Source organism: Salinicola lusitanus (genome assembly GCF_038648475.1).
Taxonomy (GTDB): Bacteria; Pseudomonadota; Gammaproteobacteria; order Pseudomonadales; family Halomonadaceae; genus Salinicola; species Salinicola lusitanus.
On the sequence record NZ_CP151919.1, the window covers coordinates 2,886,241 to 2,903,070 of the forward strand.

The following is a 16,830-nucleotide window of genomic DNA, read 5'->3' on the forward strand; positions in this document are numbered from 1 at the left end:
TGGCGCGGCGCAAGAGGCAGAAACGGAAGGATTTTCGGTGCATCTGTATGGTGGGGTCAGTGCTCGGCGGCGTCGATATCTTCCTCGACGGGATCGGGAATATCCGCTGGCAGCTCCAGGGTCAACCGGCCGAGCTTGCCGTCGCGCAGTTCATGCAGCAGTACCTCGGCGCCACGGTGGAGGTTGATCACCCCTCCGGCCTTCAGGCCGCCGCGTTTGCGCGCGATCTCGTTCATGATCGCGTGACCGTCGAAGCCCGCCCTGGCCTGGAAGTCGACCAGCCTGGGACCGTCGGCATCGACGCTATCGGTCTCGGTCGGCGCCACGTAGACGGGTAGCTCGCCGAGCCGGTAGCGCTCGCGCAGGGCATCGGGATAGCGCTTGGCCAGTTCGGCGGCACAGACGATGGCGACATCGACGTACTCGATCGCGGTATCGCGGATGGCACCGCTGGCCGCCAGCCGGTAGGCACTGGCCTGATCCTCGATCTTCGGCCACAGCACGCCGGGGGTGTCGATCAGCGAGACGCGTCCGTCGATGCGGATCTTCTGCTGGCGCTTGGTCACGGCCGGCTCGTTACCGGTCTTGGCGATCTTGCGCCCGGCGAGGCCGTTGATCAGCGTCGACTTGCCTACGTTGGGAATGCCCATCACCATCACGCGCACATCGCGGTCGGCGCGTACCTGGCCAGCCAGTTCATGGCACAGCGCCGGGATCTGCTTGAGTTCACGCGCCTGGGTCGTGGTGACGGCAATCGCGCGGCTGTCCGGCTGAGCGTCGAAGTGCGCGATCCACGCCTGGGTGGCCTCGGGGTCGGCCAGGTCGGCACGCGAGAGAATTTTCAGTACGGGTTTATGCTCGGTCAGCTCTGCCAGCATCGGGTTGCCGCTGGAGTAGGGCAGGCGGGCATCGAGCACCTCGATCACCACATCGATCTCCGGCAGCGCCTCGGTGATCTGGCGCCGCGCCTTGTTCATGTGTCCGGGATACCAGCCGAGCATGATCTTCTCCTGCCTGTTCTTCGAATCGTGCCGCGCCCAACGGCAAGCGGGCGGACATTCTAGCAGGATGCTGAGGTGGTGTGCTGGAGGCCCGTATTGGGTGGTCTGCTGCTTCAAGCTGCTGACGCGTGGGGCATCCGTGGGCCAAGGCGCCCCATTGCTTCATCCCGTTCCAGGCCCCTGCAGCCTCGGATCGGCTCTTGGAGTCGATCCACTTCACATAGCTCCCATGAGCATGGCGTAATCCCGGAGCCTCATCTGCTTGGCAACGAAGGCCAGACTGCCATGGGCCGTCAGCGACCAGCAGGCAATGGTGTGGCGAGTCTGGCAGGGCCGGCGGCGTGCGGCATGAACTCTGGCAAGCGCACTCAACTGACGGATCGTCCCCAGTGAGCCGCCTTTTCGACGATGGCATCGATTTCGGCGCGGACGCGGGCCGACGGACGCTCCATCGAGGTATCGCCAAGCGCCTGCAGTGCGGCCACGCGGGGATCTTCGTCCGTCACCACGGCTCGGTAGACACCCGTGGCCTCGAGGCGCCCGAGGATCTCGGCCTGCATCAGCAGGATCGCGTCCAGCTTTTCGTCGGTTGTGGCCATGTGGTCAGCCCTTGCGGAGTGTTGGAACGCCGACTGTAGACCACTGACGGCATGGCCAGCTATTGCACACAAGTCGACCCGCGGAGGGTCACGACGACGTCTCGGGGGAGCACACCACGACAGTTCACATTGCTGACGACTCCAGTCGGACGCGACCAATGGCCAGAATCCACATGACCAGGAGTCCGGCTCGAGCGGGCTGGTGGAGGTACCTGAGACTATGGTTTACGAGTAAGCCGGTGGGCCGTTGGTTACGGTGATCAGGGAATGTCTTTGAACAGCGAAGCGAGGTGACGAATGCGTGGTTTCCTATTGATTTCGGGCTTGGCCCTGGCGGGTCTGTGCGGACTGGCTCAAGCGGCGCAGTCGTGCGACGACGCCGCTACGCAGCAAGAGATGAACGCCTGTGCGGGCGACGAGTACCAAGCCGCGGATAAGGCGCTGAATACCACCTATGCCGATATCATGGGCCGGCTCGATGGAGACGCCAAGGAGCGCCTGAGAGCCGCCCAGCGAGCCTGGATCGGGTTTCGCGACGCCGAATGTGAATTTGTCAGTGCGCCGACGTCCGGGGGCAGCATCAACGGGATGGTGAAGGCAGGCTGCCTTGAAGAGCTGACACGGCAGCGCACGGAGACACTGGAGAGCTATTCGGATTGCGAGGAGGGCGATGTCAGTTGCCCAGTGCCTAGGCAATGAAGGGACGATTCCTGTCGCCACTTCTGATTTCCGTGTCCCGGGGCCAGAGGCGATTCACTTTAGGTATTGGCGAGCTAGCGCCGCAGCCAGCCTCCGCGATATCGAGGGGTGGCGGGACAAGACTGGGGCAAGCCGAGCGCCAAGGTATGTTTTGTTACGCTCAAAGCCTGAAAAGAGGTGTGAGGACAAAGCCCATAACCATGGGCTTTGTCGCTACTTCATGCTGGATGGGCCAACAGGCCCTAGCATTCCAGCAGGGTGCCCGCCCGCTCGAATAGGTCGTTCGGTGTGCTATTCGCCGGCGTGGAAGGTGATCGCTACCGAGTTGATGCAATAACGCTGGCCGGTCGTTTCCGCCGGGCCGTCCGGAAAGACGTGACCCAGGTGAGCGTCGCAACGTCGGCAGGTCACCTCGATCCGGCGCATGCCATGGCTGTCGTCCTGATGCTCTTCGACCGAGGCGGCTGCCAGGGGCCGGTCGAAACTCGGCCAGCCACAATGCGCCTCGAACTTGTGCTCGTTCTCGAACAGCGGCGCACCACAGCAGACGCAGTGGTAGATACCCTGAACCGCCTCGACCTGGTAGTCGCCGGTAAATGGACGCTCGGTGCCCTTCTCGCGGGTAACGTGGTACTGCTCGGGGGTGAGCTTTTCACGCCATTCGGCTTCCGTCTTCTGTACCTTACCCATAGCCAGTTCTCCTTATCGCTTCGACTCGCTCACTGCATTACAGGCCATTTGCCATGCCCTGACCAGTCCCGATTAGGCTATGGCGAAAATCGGTGAAATCAATCGCTTGACACCTCAAAATCGTCTCAGTAACATACGCGCCACTTCGACGGAGCCGAGACATCACGTCCCATTCGTCTAGTGGTCTAGGACACCGCCCTTTCACGGCGGTAACAGGGGTTCGAACCCCCTATGGGACGCCACTTGGTTCAGCGAAGTCGTGTAGGTAGAAGGTTACGGTGCGGGAATAGCTCAGTGGTAGAGCATCGCCTTGCCAAGGCGAGGGTCGGGAGTTCGAATCTCCTTTCCCGCTCCAATTTTGCGGTACTGGAAGCGTAAGAGAGGGTCGTGAGCCGGAGCGCCGGTCCGATCGATCTCCTTTCCCGCTCCAACTTTAGGTAGTATCGGAACAGCTCTGCTGCTCCATTGCGTCCCATTCGTCTAGTGGTCCAGGACACCGCCCTTTCACGGCGGTAACAGGGGTTCGAACCCCCTATGGGACGCCACTTCGATGATCACTCGATCATCTCGTCGGACCCAGGTCTCGACATCATTCAGCGGGAATAGCTCAGTGGTAGAGCATCGCCTTGCCAAGGCGAGGGTCGGGAGTTCGAATCTCCTTTCCCGCTCCAGTTTAGTAGTTGTTGAAGTGTGGTCGAGGGTCGTGAGCCGGAACGCCGGTCCGATCGATCTCCTTTCCCGCTCCAATTTCGTGGTACTTGAAGCGTGGTCGAGGGTCGTGAGCTGGAACGCCAGCCCGGTCGATCTCCTTTACCGCTCCGGTTTAGTAGTTGTTGAAGCGTGGTCGAGGGTCGTGAGCCGGAACGCCGGTCCGCTGGAACGCCAGCCCGACGGAACGCCGCCCGGTCGATCTCCTTTCCCGCTCCCGTTTTATCGTTTCCGAAGCGCATCGATACCTCTCTCTCCGCATCGGCTGATGTGTCGAGATGCTGGCCGTTTGTTGCCATCTTCCTCGGCCTGGCGGTATCGCGCCGGGCGTGTCTTCCCGCTATGCATCGCGTGCCACGATCCCGCTCTCGCCGACGCCGGCTGGCTTCCCGACTACGCTGACACGGTAGCGTCGGTGACGCCGACGATAGTGGTGCACGTGATGGCGATGGAGTTTGTTCGTCTGCTAAAGATTGATTTTCCATCGATCGGCCCCCATATGTGGCGGCACTTCTTCTTCCATGTAATCGACAGGAATCCCTGATGGCAGAACCGGCACTGTCCATCCGCGGGCTGACCAAAGTCTACGGTAATGGATTCGAAGCCCTCAAAGGCATCGACCTCGATGTCGAGCAGGGCGATTTTTTCGCGCTGCTCGGCCCCAACGGCGCGGGCAAGTCCACCACGCTCGGTATCGTCTGTTCGCTGGTCCAGAAAACGGCGGGGCAGGTTAAGATCTTCGGTATCGATATCGACCGCGACTTCGCCAAGGCGAAGTATGCGCTCGGCGTGGTACCGCAGGAGTTCAACTTCAGTCAGTTCGAGAAGGTCGAGGACATCGTCCTCACCCAGGCGGGCTACTACGGCATGCCGATGAAGGAGGCCAAGCCGCGCTGCGAGCGCCTGCTCAAGGACCTCGGCCTTTGGGACAAGCGCAACGGCGCCGCGCGCATGCTCTCCGGCGGCATGAAGCGACGGCTGATGATCGCGCGTGCCCTGATCCACCGCCCGCGCCTGCTGATCCTCGACGAGCCCACCGCCGGGGTCGATATCGAACTGCGTCGCAGCATGTGGGAGTACATGCGCCGGATCAACGCGGAGGAGGGCACCTCGATCATCCTGACCACCCACTATCTCGAGGAAGCCGAGAGTCTGTGCCGCAATATCGCCATCATCAATCGGGGCGAGATCATCAAGAATACCTCGATGCGTGGTCTGCTGACCGAGCTGGACACCGAAACCTTCCTGCTCGATCTGGCCGAGCCGCTGGAGGCCGCCCCGCAGGTGGAGGGCTTCGAGGTCGAGCGGGTCGACTCGCACCAGCTGTCGCTTTCCGTGCGCAAGGGCACCGATCTCAACGATGCCTTCCAGCAATTGACTCGCCAGGGCGTGCGCGTGCTCTCCATGCGTAACCGAGCCAATCGTCTGGAAGAGCTGTTCGTCTCGATGACCTCGCAGCCGGATGCCGGTAGCGGCATCGACAGCGCCACCTCGACACCGGCCAAGGAGACGGCATCTTGAATACCCGGCAACTGCTGATTTCGCTCTGGACCATGGTGGTGAAAGAGGTGCGCCGCTTCGTGCGGATCTGGCCCCAGACCCTGGTGCCGCCCTCCATCACCATGACGATGTACTTCATCATCTTCGGCAATCTGATCGGTTCACGCGTGGGTGAGATGCACGGCATCTCCTACATGTCCTACATCGTGCCCGGTCTGATCATGATGTCGGTGATCACCAACAGCTACTCCAACGTGGCCTCATCGTTCTTCTCCAACAAGTTCCAGCGCAGCGTGGAGGAGATGATGGTCTCGCCGATGCCCAACTGGGTCATTCTGGCCGGCTTCGTCATCGGCGGCGCCGCACGCGGGCTGGGCGTCGGGCTGATCGTGACGGTGGTCTCGCTGTTCTTCACCCATCTCGATCTGCACCATCCGTTCCTGACCCTGATGGTGGTGGTGATGACCGCCTTGCTGTTTTCGATCGGCGGCTTCATCAATGCGCTGCTGGCCAAGAAGTTCGACGATATCTCGATCATTCCGATCTTCGTGCTGACGCCGCTGACCTACCTGGGGGGCGTGTTCTACTCGATCGACCTGCTGCCGGAATTCTGGCAGAAGGTAACCATGATCAACCCGATCCTCTACATGGTTAACGCCTTCCGCTATGGCATTCTCGGCATCTCCGACATTCCGGTGAGCGGGGCGCTGATCGCCATCGCCGCCTTCATCGTCGCCTTCTGGTGCCTGGCGCTGTGGATGCTCAACCGAGGCAAGGGGATTCGTTCATGACCACACCGCGCCCGGATACCCTCGCTGATGCGCCGCTGGGTCGCGAATCCGCTTACCCCGAGCGCTACGACGCCGGCTTGCTGTTCCCCATCGAGCGTGCCGCCAATCGGGCCCCGCTGGGAATCGAGGCGGCGTCACTGCCGTTCGTCGGCGGTGACGAGTGGTGGGCCTTCGAGCTCTCCTGGCTCGACCCGCGCGGCAAGCCGGTGGTCGCGGTGGCGCGTTTCCGGCTGCCGGCGGATTCGCCCTGTCTGATCGAATCCAAATCCTGGAAGCTCTATCTCAACGGCTTCAACCAGACGACGTTCGCCGACCGTGACGCGGTGATCGAACTGCTGCAGCGGGACTTGAGTGCCGCGGCCGGCGCCCCGGTCACGGTCGAGCTGTTCGGTGTCGATGATCCCGCGCTCGCACCGGCGCCGCTGCCGGGTGATGACATCGACGAACTCGATGTCGCTATCGATCGCTACACGCCGGCCCCCGAGCTGCTCGCCTGCGATGAGGGCGATATCGTCGAAGAGACGCTGCACTCGCATCTACTCAAGTCCAACTGCCCGGTCACCGGGCAGCCGGACTGGGGGAGTGTGCTGATCGCCTATCGCGGGCCGCGACTCGATCGAGCCGCGCTGCTGCGCTACATCGTCTCCTATCGACAGCATCAGGATTTTCACGAGCACTGCGTCGAGCATATCTTCGTCGACCTGATGGCACGCTGCCGCCCCGAGCGGCTGCTGGTGATGGCGCGCTACGTGCGCCGCGGTGGGCTCGATATCAACCCCTGGCGGGCCACGCCGGGTTGGACGCCGGAGCTGCCCCCACGCCTGCTGCGGCAGTAGCGCTTTTGACGTAGAGTCGAGCGATCCCTTGCGTATTACCCCCGATCTCTCAGAGGAGTCAGACATGGATGCCATGACGCTACTGCATCAGCGTCGTTCGATGGGCAAGCTGGCCGGTCCGGCGCCCACCGCCGAGCAGCTCGACGCCATCTACCGTGCGGCACTGCGGGCGCCGGATCACAAGGAAATGACCCCGTACCGCTTCATCGAGATCAGCGGTGAAGGGCTCGATCGGCTGGGTGAACTGTTCGCCCGCTCCGATTATCAGGCCAACCCGCATATCGATGACGGCAACCTCGACGCCGCCCGCAAGAAACCCAAGCGGGCGCCGATGATCATCGCGGTGATCGCACGCATCACACCGGACCTGCCCAAGGTGCCACCGGTAGAACAGCTCATCTCCGCGGGTTGCGCCGCGCATGCCATGCTCTACGCGGCTTTCGCGCAAGGGCTGGGGGCCATGTGGCGCACCGGTACCTATGCCCATGACAAGAGCGTGTGGCGCGGTCTCGGACTGGGTGAGCACGAGGAGCTGATCGGCTATCTCTACCTTGGCCAGGTTGGCGGGCGCTATCCTGAGGCGCCATCGCGCGATCCGGAGGCGTATCTGGAGCGATGGCGCTGACACTGGGCTTTCCGTGCTGGAGAGATCGTAAAAGGTCGTCGGAAAAGGAAAAACGGCTTGCGATCACGGGTTTAGCTCGTTACTATGTGCGCCGTTCTGAACGCAGCGGCAACGCCGCTACGGGCGGGGCGACAATGCGGAGGGGTGTCCGAGTGGTCGAAGGAGCACGCCTGGAAAGTGTGTAAGTCGAAAGGCTTCGAGGGTTCGAATCCCTCCCCCTCCGCCACGAATTCTGAATCAGCCGGCTCGAGAAGCCGGCTTTTTCATATCTGGAATTAGGCATTGGTTAGGGGGAGTGGATGAGAACCCTCCGGTTCGCACCGAGGCGCTCGCGGTTCTGGTGTTCGAGCGCCGACAAACGGCCTCGCGAAGCGAGCCGATAATCCCTCCCCCTCCGCCACGAATTGAAAAGAACCGGCTCTCAGTGGCCGGTTTTTTCATGCCTGGAATTAGGCATTGGTTAGGGGGAGTGGATGAGAACCCTCCGGTTCGCACCGAGGCGCTCGCGGTTCTGGTGTTCGAGCGCCGACAAACGGCCTCGCGAAGCGAGCCGATAATCCCTCCCCCTCCGCCACGAATTGAAAAGAACCGGCTCTCAGTGGCCGGTTTTTTCATGCCTGGAATTAGGCATTGGTTAGGGGGAGTGGATGAGAACCCTCCGGTTCGCACCGAGGCGCTCGCGGTTCTGGTGTTCGAGCGCCGACAAACGGCCTCGCGAAGCGAGCCGATAATCCCTCCCCCTCCGCCACGAATTCTGAATCAGCCGGCTCGAGAAGCCGGCTTTTTCATGCCTGGAATTAGGCATTGGTTAGGGGGGAGTGGATGAGAACCCTCCGGTTCGCACCGAGGCGCTCGCGGTTCTGGTGTTCGAGCGCCGACAAACGGCAGCAATCCTTCCTCCGCCACGAATTCTGAATCAACCGTGTCGGCAGCCGGCGTTTTCCTGTGCCGGAATAGGACGCAGGGGGAAGTAAAATCCGAGCATTCTACGGTGTCGTCGAGCCCCGTCACGATCCAAAGACGGTATGATAAAAGTGTCGAGGAGAGGCCAAGCGGGGATCGGGATGAAAACCATCGGTGTACTGGGCGGCATGAGCTGGGAGTCCACCCAGAGTTACTACCGCATGCTCAACGAAGGCGTGCGAGCGCGCCTCGGCGGATATCACTCGGCCAGGATCGCGATGGTGAGCGTCGACTTTGCCGAGATCGAGGCGCTGCAGCAGAGTGGCGATTGGGACGAGGCCGGGGAGAAGTTGGCGTTGGCGGCCCGTCAGGTCGAGACCGCCGGCGCGGAGTGCCTGTTGCTGGCAACCAATACCATGCACAAGGTGGCCGACGCGATCGAGTCGGCGCTAAGCGTCCCCTTTCTCCACATTGCCGATGGCACCGGATCACGATTGCGTGCCGATGGCGTCGAGCAGGTCGGTTTGCTGGGGACGCGCTTCACGATGGAGCAGGAGTTCTATCGAGGCCGGCTGCTCGACGAGCATGGCATCTCCTGCCTGGTACCGTCCCAGGAAGATCGGGACAGCGTTCATCGCATCATCTTCGAGGAGTTGGTCCAGGGTGTCATCACCGAGCCGTCGCGGCAGGCGTATCGGGATATCGTCACCAGGCTCCAGCAGCAGGGTGCGCAGGCCGTGATTCTGGGGTGCACGGAAATCGCCTTGCTACTTCGGCCGCAGGATTGCGACCTGCCGCTCTACGACACGACCGCGCTGCATGTCGACATGGGGCTTGCATTTGCCCTGGGTGAGTAGCCGGTCGCTAGCGCAATCTCCCCCGGATTGACGAGACAATTCAGCCTGATGAAGTGTGCCCGCCGATCGATAATGGCGCCGGGGACTATCCCCTGCGTACTTGCCCGGCCTTCGGGCCGGGGCTTTTTCGATGCCCATCCGCTAACGCCGCTTCTTGTCCGCCTTTCCCGTCCGTGATGTTCTTTTCCATAAAGCCTGCCGGTGGTAAATGCCCGATCCGGGAATGCCCGCATGGCTGTGAACGCCGCGGCGACTGATATTCAGGTTGGCGCCGCGGGGGCCGATCGAGAGCGTCGGGCCCTGGCTGTCGAGCCGGATCCGCAGGCCTGGTGCCAGCCGCAGCATGCGGCGGAAACGAAGTCCCATGGGAGATCTCCTGGAAATCTGTTCATGGTTGACTGCGATCGGCGGCATTCGTTCGGCGGGTCTGCCGCGCTCGCCACAGCGGGCTGCCGGGGACGACCAGCGCCAGCAGGATGCAGGCGGCCGCGGGGGAGAGTACATCGAGAATCGAGTCCGGCGACCAGTGGTGAACCAGTCCATAGAAGTAGCCGACCGCATTGGGTCCTCCACCGGCATATTCGTGCTGGGCGATCTCGCGCCCGAGAAACACCGCGACGATCAGCGAACCGCCTACCCAGCGACCGACCAACGGCCATAGCAGGCATTGAAAGGCGACAGCGATGATGGCGTGTTCGAGATGGCTGGTGTTCATGTCGACCTCGTGGGCAAGCGGTTGGCATCAGCATAGTTGCCCACGAGGTGCATGGTGGCGCGTCAGTCCCTGCGCGGCTGCCTGACCCGACTGGCGCCCGGGGTAACATGGCGACAGGCGGGCAGGACCCGCTCGCGCAGATAGCGCTGGTTGGCGGCGCAGACGCTGAGGCCGTCGCCACCATAGTGCTCCAGGCAGATCACGCCGCGAAAGCCGGCTTCCACGGCGAGCTTCATCGCCTGGCGATAGTTGATCAGGCCGCTCTCCATCGGTGCGGGGAAGGCGACGTAATGGTCTCGCTCGGTGTCCTCGTCGCGCATGTAGTTCTTGGCATGCCAGAAATTCGACCACGGCAGCACCTTGCGCATGGCCTCGAGCCAAGGCTCCACCGGCCGGTGCAGCCGGATCAGGTTGCCGATATCCGGATTCAATCCCACCGAGGCCAGGCCGATCTCCTCGACCATGGCCACCGCCGAGTCGGCACTGCCGAGATAGGTATCCTCGTACATCTCCAGCGACAGCACGATACCGAGTTCGGCAGCGTGCTGGCCGAGTTCGCGGATCCGCGTCACCGCCTTTTGCCACTGTGCCCGATCGTCGGGGTCGTCGCGGTGACCCGCCACGGTCCAGAACCAAAGCTGTCGCTGCTGGGCCTCGGTCAATGGCCGATGCAGGCCGATCGAGACAGTGCCGATGCCGAGCCTGGCGGCGGCCTCCAGCGAGCGATGGCTGTAGGCGAGATGGTCGTCGCCATGGCGTTCGTCGATCACGCTCGAGCGCACCACCGAGATCGAGCCGGGTTTCAGGCGCGCCGACTTGATCACGCTGGCGAGCGCGTCCAGCTGGTCGCGCTGCATGTCGCCGGGGCGAAAGCAGTTGTCGGAGAGATCGACGTGGTCGAAACCGGCTTCGGCGATCTCCTGAAACAGCGGGTGCCACTGTTCGGCGCTGGCCGCCTGCAGTGGCGAGCCATCCGGCAGGCGGTTGGAGAACGGCAGCATGGCGGCGGCGATGGGCCAGTCGGCAAGGTCGTTGGTCATATGGGGGTCTCGATAGTGGCGTGGGTCGATGTCATGGCGTCGGCGAAGAACAGCTCATCCTGGGTCTGGCGCAGCTTCCACAACCATGAGCTTTCGTCGATCGCGACATCGCGCAGACGAATGGGCTCGCCGGCGCGGACCGGGCGCATCAATACCCGGTTGGCGGCGAGATAGTAGGGCAGCGGCGCGTCGTCGCCGAGCGGGCTGGCCGGCACCAGCGCCGACGATACGTGGTCGATGCTGTGGTGGTGGCCGTGAGCGGTGAGCGTAGTGCCTTCGGTCAGGTTGGATCCGGCAACGGCGATCAGGTCGACATGGGGTCGCGGCTGGCCGACGCTGCTGGGAACGCCGCGGCGCACCATCTCCAGCAGGGTAGTGGCGGCTTCCAACCCGAGCAGGTGGCGAGGCAGCGGCAGCATCGCACTGTCGCCGCGCCGGCTGACCAGGTGGCCTTTCTCGGCCAGCATCTGCCAACTGGTGCGATCATGGCCGCGCACGACCACGAACACGCCGCCGGCAAGGCTGAACTCGTCCGGCCGCCGCAGGCAGTGGAACACCTCCAGCGCCGGTGTCCGCGTCAACAGGCCCCCGTCGGCGATCGGCACGAACAGTTCGGCGATCTCGCCGAGACGGGCGATGGGGTAGTGCAGTGAGGGACGGTCCGGCATCACGCCGGTCGCATTGGCGACGATCGCCATCTCGCACAGGTCCGGCACCGCGTGCTGCGGCAATGCGCCGGCCAGACGAGCGCGATCCGCCAGCCACTGACGGTGACCCTCGCTGTCCAGGCCTTCGGGCAGGTCCCAGCGCTCCCCAAAGCCGCGGACGTCGATGCGTTTGCCGTTGCTGGTCAGGGTTTCCGTCGAGGGGTCGAAGACGAAGTCGTATTCGCTCGACTTGCCAGCGGCGAGGATCTCCAGCCCCACCGTCTCGGCCCAACTGACCAGGCCGATCGCCAGCGCCGGCTGGTCGCCATCCACCGGGCTGATCACGCAGCCGCGCTTGCGAGCCATGGCCGCCAGGCCGGGGCCGACCACGCTGTCGACTTCCTTGGTGACCAGGGCCACATGATGGCCGGCTTCCAGCGCGAGCGCGGCATGGCGGGCGCCGGCTTCGGGGTGACCGGTGGCCTCGATGACGACGTCCAGGGGAAGTTCGATCACCGCCTCCAGTCGGTCGCCGACGATCCAGTCGCCTCGGTCCCAGGCACGGCTGGCTTCTGCCGGCGTCCGACAGTGCCGGATTCGGCCCGGTTCGATACCGGCGTCGACCAGCGCCTTGGCCGCAAGCGCCGGGTCCAGGTCGATCACCACGCGCGCCTCCATGGCTTCCAGATGCCGGGAATGGAGGATGAAGCTGCGGCCGAAGCCACCCGAGCCGATCACGCAGCAGCGAATCGGGGCGTCACCATCGAGATAGTGGGAGAGGTGCATCGCTGTTTCCTTGTCTCAGGGGCGGGAGTCGGGCGTCGCCGGCTTCGAGGCCTGCGGTTTCTGACGCTGCAGCCGTCGCCGCCAGCCTCTCAGCCCCAGCATGCGGGAGAACAGCGGCCACACCAGCATCAGTAGCCCGAGTCCCATGATCGTGCTGACCAGCGAGTTGGACCAGAAGATGGTCAACGAGCCGTCGGACATCACCATCGACTGACGGAAGGCTTCCTCGGCGCGATGACCGAGCACCATGGTCAGCACCAGCGGCGCGACCGGGTAGTCGAGCTTCTTGAACAGATAGCCGAGCAGGGCGAAGAACAGCAGCAGCCAGAAGTCGAAGGTGGAGTTGGCGACCTGGTAAACGCCGGTGAAGATGACCGCGACAATGACCGGGCCGATGATGGCGAACGGCACCCGCAGGATCGAGGCGTAGAGCGGCACCGTCGCCAGTACCAGGATGACCGCGACCACGTTGCCCAGATACATGCTGGCGATCAGGCCCCAGACGAAATCCGGACGGGTGATGAACAGCATCGGCCCGGGCGTCAGCCCCCAGATCATCAATCCGCCCATCATCACCGCCGCCGTCGCCGAACCCGGCACCCCGAGTGCCAGCATCGGCAGCAGCGCGGAGGTGCCGGCAGAATGGTCCGCCGCTTCCGGTGAGACGATACCGTTGGGCTCGCCCTTGCCGAAGCGCTCGGGGTGCCGGGAGAAGCGCTTGGCGATGCCGTGGCTCATGAACGAGGCAGCGGTCGGCCCGGCGGGCGTGATGCCCATCCAGATCCCGATCAGGATACTGCGGACCAGCGACGCCCAGTAACGCGGCAGCTCGGCCATGGTGCGCAGGATGTCCCGGACCCGAATGCGGCTCTTGATACCGTTGAAGCTCAGGCCCTCTTCGGTGGTGACCATGAGTTCGGCGATCCCGAACAGCCCCATGACCGCGACCAGGAAGCTGATGCCCTTGACCAGATCAGGAATGCCGAAGGTCAGGCGCAGGCCGCCGGAAACGCTATCCATCCCCACCGTGGCGAAGGCCAGTCCCAGCATCATCGAGACCAGTGTCTTCGAGGGCGCGCTGGAACTCATGCCGATGAAGCTGCAGAACGCCAGGAAGTAGACCGCGAAGTACTCCGGCGAGGAGAACTTCAGGCCGAACTGGGCCACCGAGCTGGCCAGCAGCGTGATCATGACCACGCCGGCGAGCGCACCGAGACCGGCGGACATGAAGGCCAGGGTCAGCGCACGGGTCGCTTCGCCATTGCGTGCCATCGGGTAGCCATCGAAGGTCGTGGCGACCGACGAGGGTTCTCCCGGGATATTGAACAGAATCGAGGTGGTGGAGCCGCCGAACAGCGCCCCCCAGTACATGCAGCTCAGCAGAATGATGGCCGACACCGGATCCATGGTGAAAGTCAGCGGCAGCAGCAACGACACGCCGTTGGGGGCGCCCAGTCCTGGCAGCACGCCGACCAGCATGCCCAGCATCACGCCGATCACCATGATCAGCAGATGATTCCAGGTCAGGATGGTGGCGAAGCCATCCATCAGCAGCGATAGGTTGTTCATGGTGCGATCCCCTGAAACGGGCGCTTAGTAGATGCCGAACGCATGCTCCAGGGGGCCTTTCAATAGCGGCACCTGGAATACGAGTTCGAACAGCAGGTAGAAGCAGACGCTGATGGCCACGCCGCTGACCAGCGATTTCCACCAGGCGTAATGGCCCTGGAGACGCATGGCGAACAGCACGTACAGCGTGGTCCCTACATAGAGCCCCAGCAGTAGCGAGATCACGGCGAAGCCGAGGATCGGCAGCACGAACCGGGCGAGAGACTTGAGCCTGGCGGCATCCAGGAATGTTTCGTCCTTGTGGCGATGCCCGACGATCGTTCGCAGCAGATTGACGACGCTGCCGGCAACGACCAGCACGCCGATCCAGAACGGGAAGTAGCCGGAGTCCGGGCCGCTCGGGGTCCACCCGGTACCGACCTGCCAGGCGCCGTAGCAGATCGCGAGACCGATCCCGCCGGTCAGTAGCGCCGTGGCGATCTCCATGCTGTAACGGGAAATGCCATTGTGGGTCATGCTGATTCCCTCCGAGGCGTGGCGGGCGCCAGTGGCCGCCCGCCGGCATGGGCTCAGGAAGCGTTCCAGCCTTCCTGTTCGAACACCTTCTTGACACTCTTGGCGTTGTCATCGATGTACTGCTGGAGTTCGTCGCCGGTCAGGAAGCGGCTGGTCTGCACGGTTCGGGTGGTGTAGTCCTTCCATTCAGGCGTCTCGCTGACCTTCTTGAGCAGCTCCTGGTAGTAGGTCACCGCCTCCTCGGGGGCGCCCGCCGGCAGCCAGACGGTCCGCGGCATGCGGTATTCGCTGATATCGATACCCTGGGACTGGCAGGTGGGGATATCGCCCCAGCCCTTGCCCTGGTAGACGGGCTCGCCCTTGGGAAGCTGTTCCGGGCTGAACACGCACAGCGGCTTGACCATGCCGGCCTGCCACTGACCGAGGTTCTCGTTGGGATTGTTGACGTTGGCGTCGACATGGCCGCCCGCCAGTTGCACCAGCGCCTGGCTGCCGCCGTTGAAGGGCACGTAGCGGAAATCGGCGCCGGTGGCTTCCTCGATCATGCTGACCAGCGTCTGGTCGGTGTCCTTGGATTGGCTGCCGGCGAACTGCATCTTACCGGGGTTCTGCTTGGCGGCATCGATGAAATCCTTGGCGCTGGCGTAGTCGGCGTCACCGTTCACCCAGATCAGGAATTCGTCCATGGCCATGGCCGCCACCGGTTGCAGGTCGTCGGCGGCGTAGGGCATCTCCCCGACTTCGGGCAGCAGGTACTCGTTGTTGGTGCCGAACGTCAGCTTGTAGGGATCATCCGGGGAAGAGGCCGAATAGACGTAGCCCTCGGCGCCGCTGCCTCCGCCCTTGTTGGAGACGATGATCGATTTGTCCATCAGCTTGTGCTTGCCGATGATCGACTGCACGGTGCGCGCGAAGGTGTCGGTACCGCCGCCGGCACCGGAGGTCACCACGAACTCGACGGGGCGTTCCGGTTGCCAGGCGAGCGCGCTCCCGGAGACGGTGAGTGCGGCAAAGAACAGGGCCAGAGGCTTGAGCTGATGGGCGGAAAGGGGGTTGCGCTTGTACATGGCGTTTCTCCTGTCGGTTCTTGCGTTGTTGCTCTTGTCGGTGACGCTCGTGAGCTGTGTCGAATCGGACCTGCCACTACCTTTCAGCGCCACTGGCGGAAGCCGCGGCGATGAAATTTCAGACGCCCGCCTTGCGTGCCTGGTCAGCCATGCGCGCGGCGAGCAGCAACGCCTGTCGGGAGGCGCCCAGATCGGCGATGCCGCGACCGGCAATGTCATAGGCCGTTCCGTGAGCCGGCGTGCAGACCGGGAACGGGAGACCACCGAGCATCGTCACGCCGCTGTCGAATCCCATCATCTTCATCGCGATCTGCCCCTGGTCGTGGTACATGGTCAGTACCGCGTGGAAGCCCTCTTTCACCGCGCGGAGGAAGACGGTGTCGGCGGGGAAGGGGCCTTCGACCTCCAGCCCCTGTTCGCGGGCGCGCCGGATCGCCGGCTCGATGATGTCGATCTCCTCCATGCCGAAGCTGCCGCCGTCGCCGGCGTGAGGGTTGAGGCCGGCGACGGCGATGCGTGGACGGTCATGCCCGGCCTGCTGCAGGCAGCGATGGGTCAGCGTCAGCTCGTCGATGATCGACTCCGGGCTCAGGGCGGCGGCGACGTCTTTCAGCGGGATGTGGGAGGTGACCCGCGCATTCCAGACCGATTCGAGAATATTGAATTCACGAGCCTTGCCGTCGAAGCCGATGGCATCCGCCACGAAGCGAATCTCGTCGTCATAACCGGGGTTGGCATAGCGCATCGCCTTCTTGTTGAACGGCGTGAAGCAGACCGCGTCGACCCGACCGTCGTGGGCCAGCGCGAGCGCGTGACGGAAGTTGGCCGAAGCGAATTCACCGCCGGCCGGAGTCGCCTCGCCCGGATCGACATCTTCCGGCGCCAGGTTGGCAAGATCGAGAAATGCCGGTGTGCTCGCAAGATCGGCAAGCGGGCTCTGCTCGTCGATCGCGTCTAGCGTCGGCGAGAGACCGGCGGTGCGGGCACCTTCGTCGAATATTCGACGGTCGCCGATGATGACCAGGCGTGCGGCTCGCTTGACGGTCTCGTCTGCGGCCAGCCTGGCTGTCAGCTCTGGGCTGATGCCGGCGGGATCGCCCATGGCCAGGGCGATGATCGGCAACTCGGGCGCGGCTTTGCGCGATGATGAAGGCGTCATGGTATCTCCTGATTCTTCGAGGCGGAGTGCCTGCTTGAGAGGAGATTGCGCTCAAAACCAAAATGTATACATTATACGTTGGTATTGAGGTGAAGGTGTCGGCTAGCGCAGTATGATGGCAG

At 63.4% G+C, this 16,830-nt stretch carries 18 protein-coding genes and 5 tRNA genes; 12 read left to right on the forward strand and 11 right to left on the reverse strand.

From position 1 onward, the window contains the following. Positions 1–56: 56 nt before the first annotated feature. Both ylqF and AAGT95_RS12915 read right to left on the reverse strand, forming a co-directional pair. Positions 57–1,001: a ribosome biogenesis GTPase YlqF gene (ylqF, locus tag AAGT95_RS12910; protein WP_342594035.1), complete on the reverse strand. Its 945-nt coding sequence runs from the start codon at positions 999–1,001 to the stop codon at positions 57–59. A gap of 368 nt (positions 1,002–1,369) precedes the next feature. Beyond that, a complete protein-coding gene (locus AAGT95_RS12915) occupies positions 1,370–1,600 on the reverse strand; it encodes a hypothetical protein (protein WP_110600807.1) in 231 nt (76 codons plus the stop codon). 297 nt (positions 1,601–1,897) lie between these two features. Between AAGT95_RS12915 and AAGT95_RS12920 the strand changes: the two genes are divergently transcribed. Then, a complete protein-coding gene (locus AAGT95_RS12920) occupies positions 1,898–2,299 on the forward strand; it encodes a lysozyme inhibitor LprI family protein (protein WP_342594036.1) in 402 nt (133 codons plus the stop codon). Between the two features lie 291 nt (positions 2,300–2,590). On the opposite strand, the gene msrB is transcribed toward AAGT95_RS12920, so the two are convergent. Beyond that, positions 2,591–2,989: a peptide-methionine (R)-S-oxide reductase MsrB gene (gene msrB / locus AAGT95_RS12925; protein WP_110600811.1), complete on the reverse strand. Its 399-nt coding sequence runs from the start codon at positions 2,987–2,989 to the stop codon at positions 2,591–2,593. A 166-nt stretch (positions 2,990–3,155) separates the two neighbouring features. On the opposite strand from msrB, the gene AAGT95_RS12930 reads away from it, so the two are divergent. The 11 genes from AAGT95_RS12930 (at position 3,156) to AAGT95_RS12980 (ending at position 9,209) form a co-directional block, all read left to right on the forward strand. After that, positions 3,156–3,231: transfer RNA gene (locus AAGT95_RS12930), tRNA-Glu, on the forward strand. Between the two features lie 38 nt (positions 3,232–3,269). Continuing rightward, positions 3,270–3,344: transfer RNA gene (locus tag AAGT95_RS12935), tRNA-Gly, on the forward strand. 114 nt (positions 3,345–3,458) lie between these two features. Beyond that, positions 3,459–3,534, forward strand: a tRNA-Glu gene (locus AAGT95_RS12940). A 51-nt stretch (positions 3,535–3,585) separates the two neighbouring features. Further along, positions 3,586–3,660, forward strand: a tRNA-Gly gene (locus tag AAGT95_RS12945). 32 nt (positions 3,661–3,692) lie between these two features. Further along, positions 3,693–4,241 (forward strand): hypothetical protein, encoded by a 549-nt coding sequence (locus AAGT95_RS12950; RefSeq protein ID WP_342594037.1) that lies wholly within the window; start codon positions 3,693–3,695, stop codon positions 4,239–4,241. Further along, positions 4,241–5,218 carry an ABC transporter ATP-binding protein gene (locus tag AAGT95_RS12955; protein WP_342594038.1) on the forward strand — a complete coding sequence of 326 codons (978 nt, stop codon included), beginning with the start codon at positions 4,241–4,243 and terminating at the stop codon, positions 5,216–5,218. The genes AAGT95_RS12950 and AAGT95_RS12955 overlap by 1 nt, the downstream gene beginning before the upstream one ends. Continuing rightward, the gene (locus tag AAGT95_RS12960) at positions 5,215–5,988 is read left to right on the forward strand and encodes an ABC transporter permease (RefSeq protein WP_110600815.1); all 774 of its coding nucleotides are present in this window, start codon (positions 5,215–5,217) and stop codon (positions 5,986–5,988) included. The genes AAGT95_RS12955 and AAGT95_RS12960 overlap by 4 nt, the downstream gene beginning before the upstream one ends. Continuing rightward, a complete protein-coding gene (gene queF, locus AAGT95_RS12965; RefSeq protein WP_342594039.1) occupies positions 5,985–6,824 on the forward strand; it encodes an NADPH-dependent 7-cyano-7-deazaguanine reductase QueF in 840 nt (279 codons plus the stop codon). The genes AAGT95_RS12960 and queF overlap by 4 nt, the downstream gene beginning before the upstream one ends. 64 nt (positions 6,825–6,888) lie before the next feature. Continuing rightward, complete coding sequence (locus AAGT95_RS12970; RefSeq protein WP_110600819.1) at positions 6,889–7,449, forward strand: nitroreductase family protein; 561 nt, start codon at positions 6,889–6,891, stop codon at positions 7,447–7,449. Between the two features lie 138 nt (positions 7,450–7,587). Continuing rightward, positions 7,588–7,675 (forward strand) — tRNA-Ser (locus AAGT95_RS12975). A gap of 838 nt (positions 7,676–8,513) precedes the next feature. Next, positions 8,514–9,209 carry an aspartate/glutamate racemase family protein gene (locus AAGT95_RS12980; protein ID WP_110600821.1) on the forward strand — a complete coding sequence of 232 codons (696 nt, stop codon included), beginning with the start codon at positions 8,514–8,516 and terminating at the stop codon, positions 9,207–9,209. A gap of 141 nt (positions 9,210–9,350) precedes the next feature. On the opposite strand, the gene AAGT95_RS12985 is transcribed toward AAGT95_RS12980, so the two are convergent. The 8 genes from AAGT95_RS12985 to AAGT95_RS13020 form a co-directional block, all read right to left on the reverse strand. Next, the gene (locus tag AAGT95_RS12985; RefSeq protein ID WP_157958410.1) at positions 9,351–9,575 is read right to left on the reverse strand and encodes a DUF4236 domain-containing protein; all 225 of its coding nucleotides are present in this window, start codon (positions 9,573–9,575) and stop codon (positions 9,351–9,353) included. 22 nt (positions 9,576–9,597) lie between these two features. Beyond that, a complete protein-coding gene (locus AAGT95_RS12990; protein WP_110600825.1) occupies positions 9,598–9,924 on the reverse strand; it encodes a hypothetical protein in 327 nt (108 codons plus the stop codon). Between the two features lie 62 nt (positions 9,925–9,986). Next, positions 9,987–10,964 (reverse strand): sugar phosphate isomerase/epimerase family protein, encoded by a 978-nt coding sequence (locus AAGT95_RS12995; RefSeq protein WP_342594040.1) that lies wholly within the window; start codon positions 10,962–10,964, stop codon positions 9,987–9,989. Then, positions 10,961–12,397, reverse strand: a complete 1,437-nt coding sequence (locus AAGT95_RS13000) for a flagellar biosynthesis protein FlgA (RefSeq protein WP_342594041.1) — start codon at positions 12,395–12,397, stop codon at positions 10,961–10,963. Before AAGT95_RS13000 ends, AAGT95_RS12995 begins: the two co-directional genes overlap by 4 nt. Positions 12,398–12,412: 15 nt before the next feature. After that, entirely contained in the window at positions 12,413–13,966 is a 1,554-nt protein-coding gene (locus AAGT95_RS13005; protein WP_342594042.1) for a tripartite tricarboxylate transporter permease, read from the reverse strand. A 24-nt stretch (positions 13,967–13,990) separates the two neighbouring features. After that, the gene (locus AAGT95_RS13010; protein ID WP_342594043.1) at positions 13,991–14,482 is read right to left on the reverse strand and encodes a tripartite tricarboxylate transporter TctB family protein; all 492 of its coding nucleotides are present in this window, start codon (positions 14,480–14,482) and stop codon (positions 13,991–13,993) included. A gap of 53 nt (positions 14,483–14,535) precedes the next feature. Next, positions 14,536–15,549 carry a tripartite tricarboxylate transporter substrate binding protein gene (locus tag AAGT95_RS13015; protein ID WP_342594044.1) on the reverse strand — a complete coding sequence of 338 codons (1,014 nt, stop codon included), beginning with the start codon at positions 15,547–15,549 and terminating at the stop codon, positions 14,536–14,538. Positions 15,550–15,667: 118 nt separating this feature from the next. Further along, positions 15,668–16,708 carry a 4-hydroxythreonine-4-phosphate dehydrogenase PdxA gene (locus AAGT95_RS13020; RefSeq protein WP_342594045.1) on the reverse strand — a complete coding sequence of 347 codons (1,041 nt, stop codon included), beginning with the start codon at positions 16,706–16,708 and terminating at the stop codon, positions 15,668–15,670. Between the last annotated feature and the right edge of the window lie 122 nt (positions 16,709–16,830).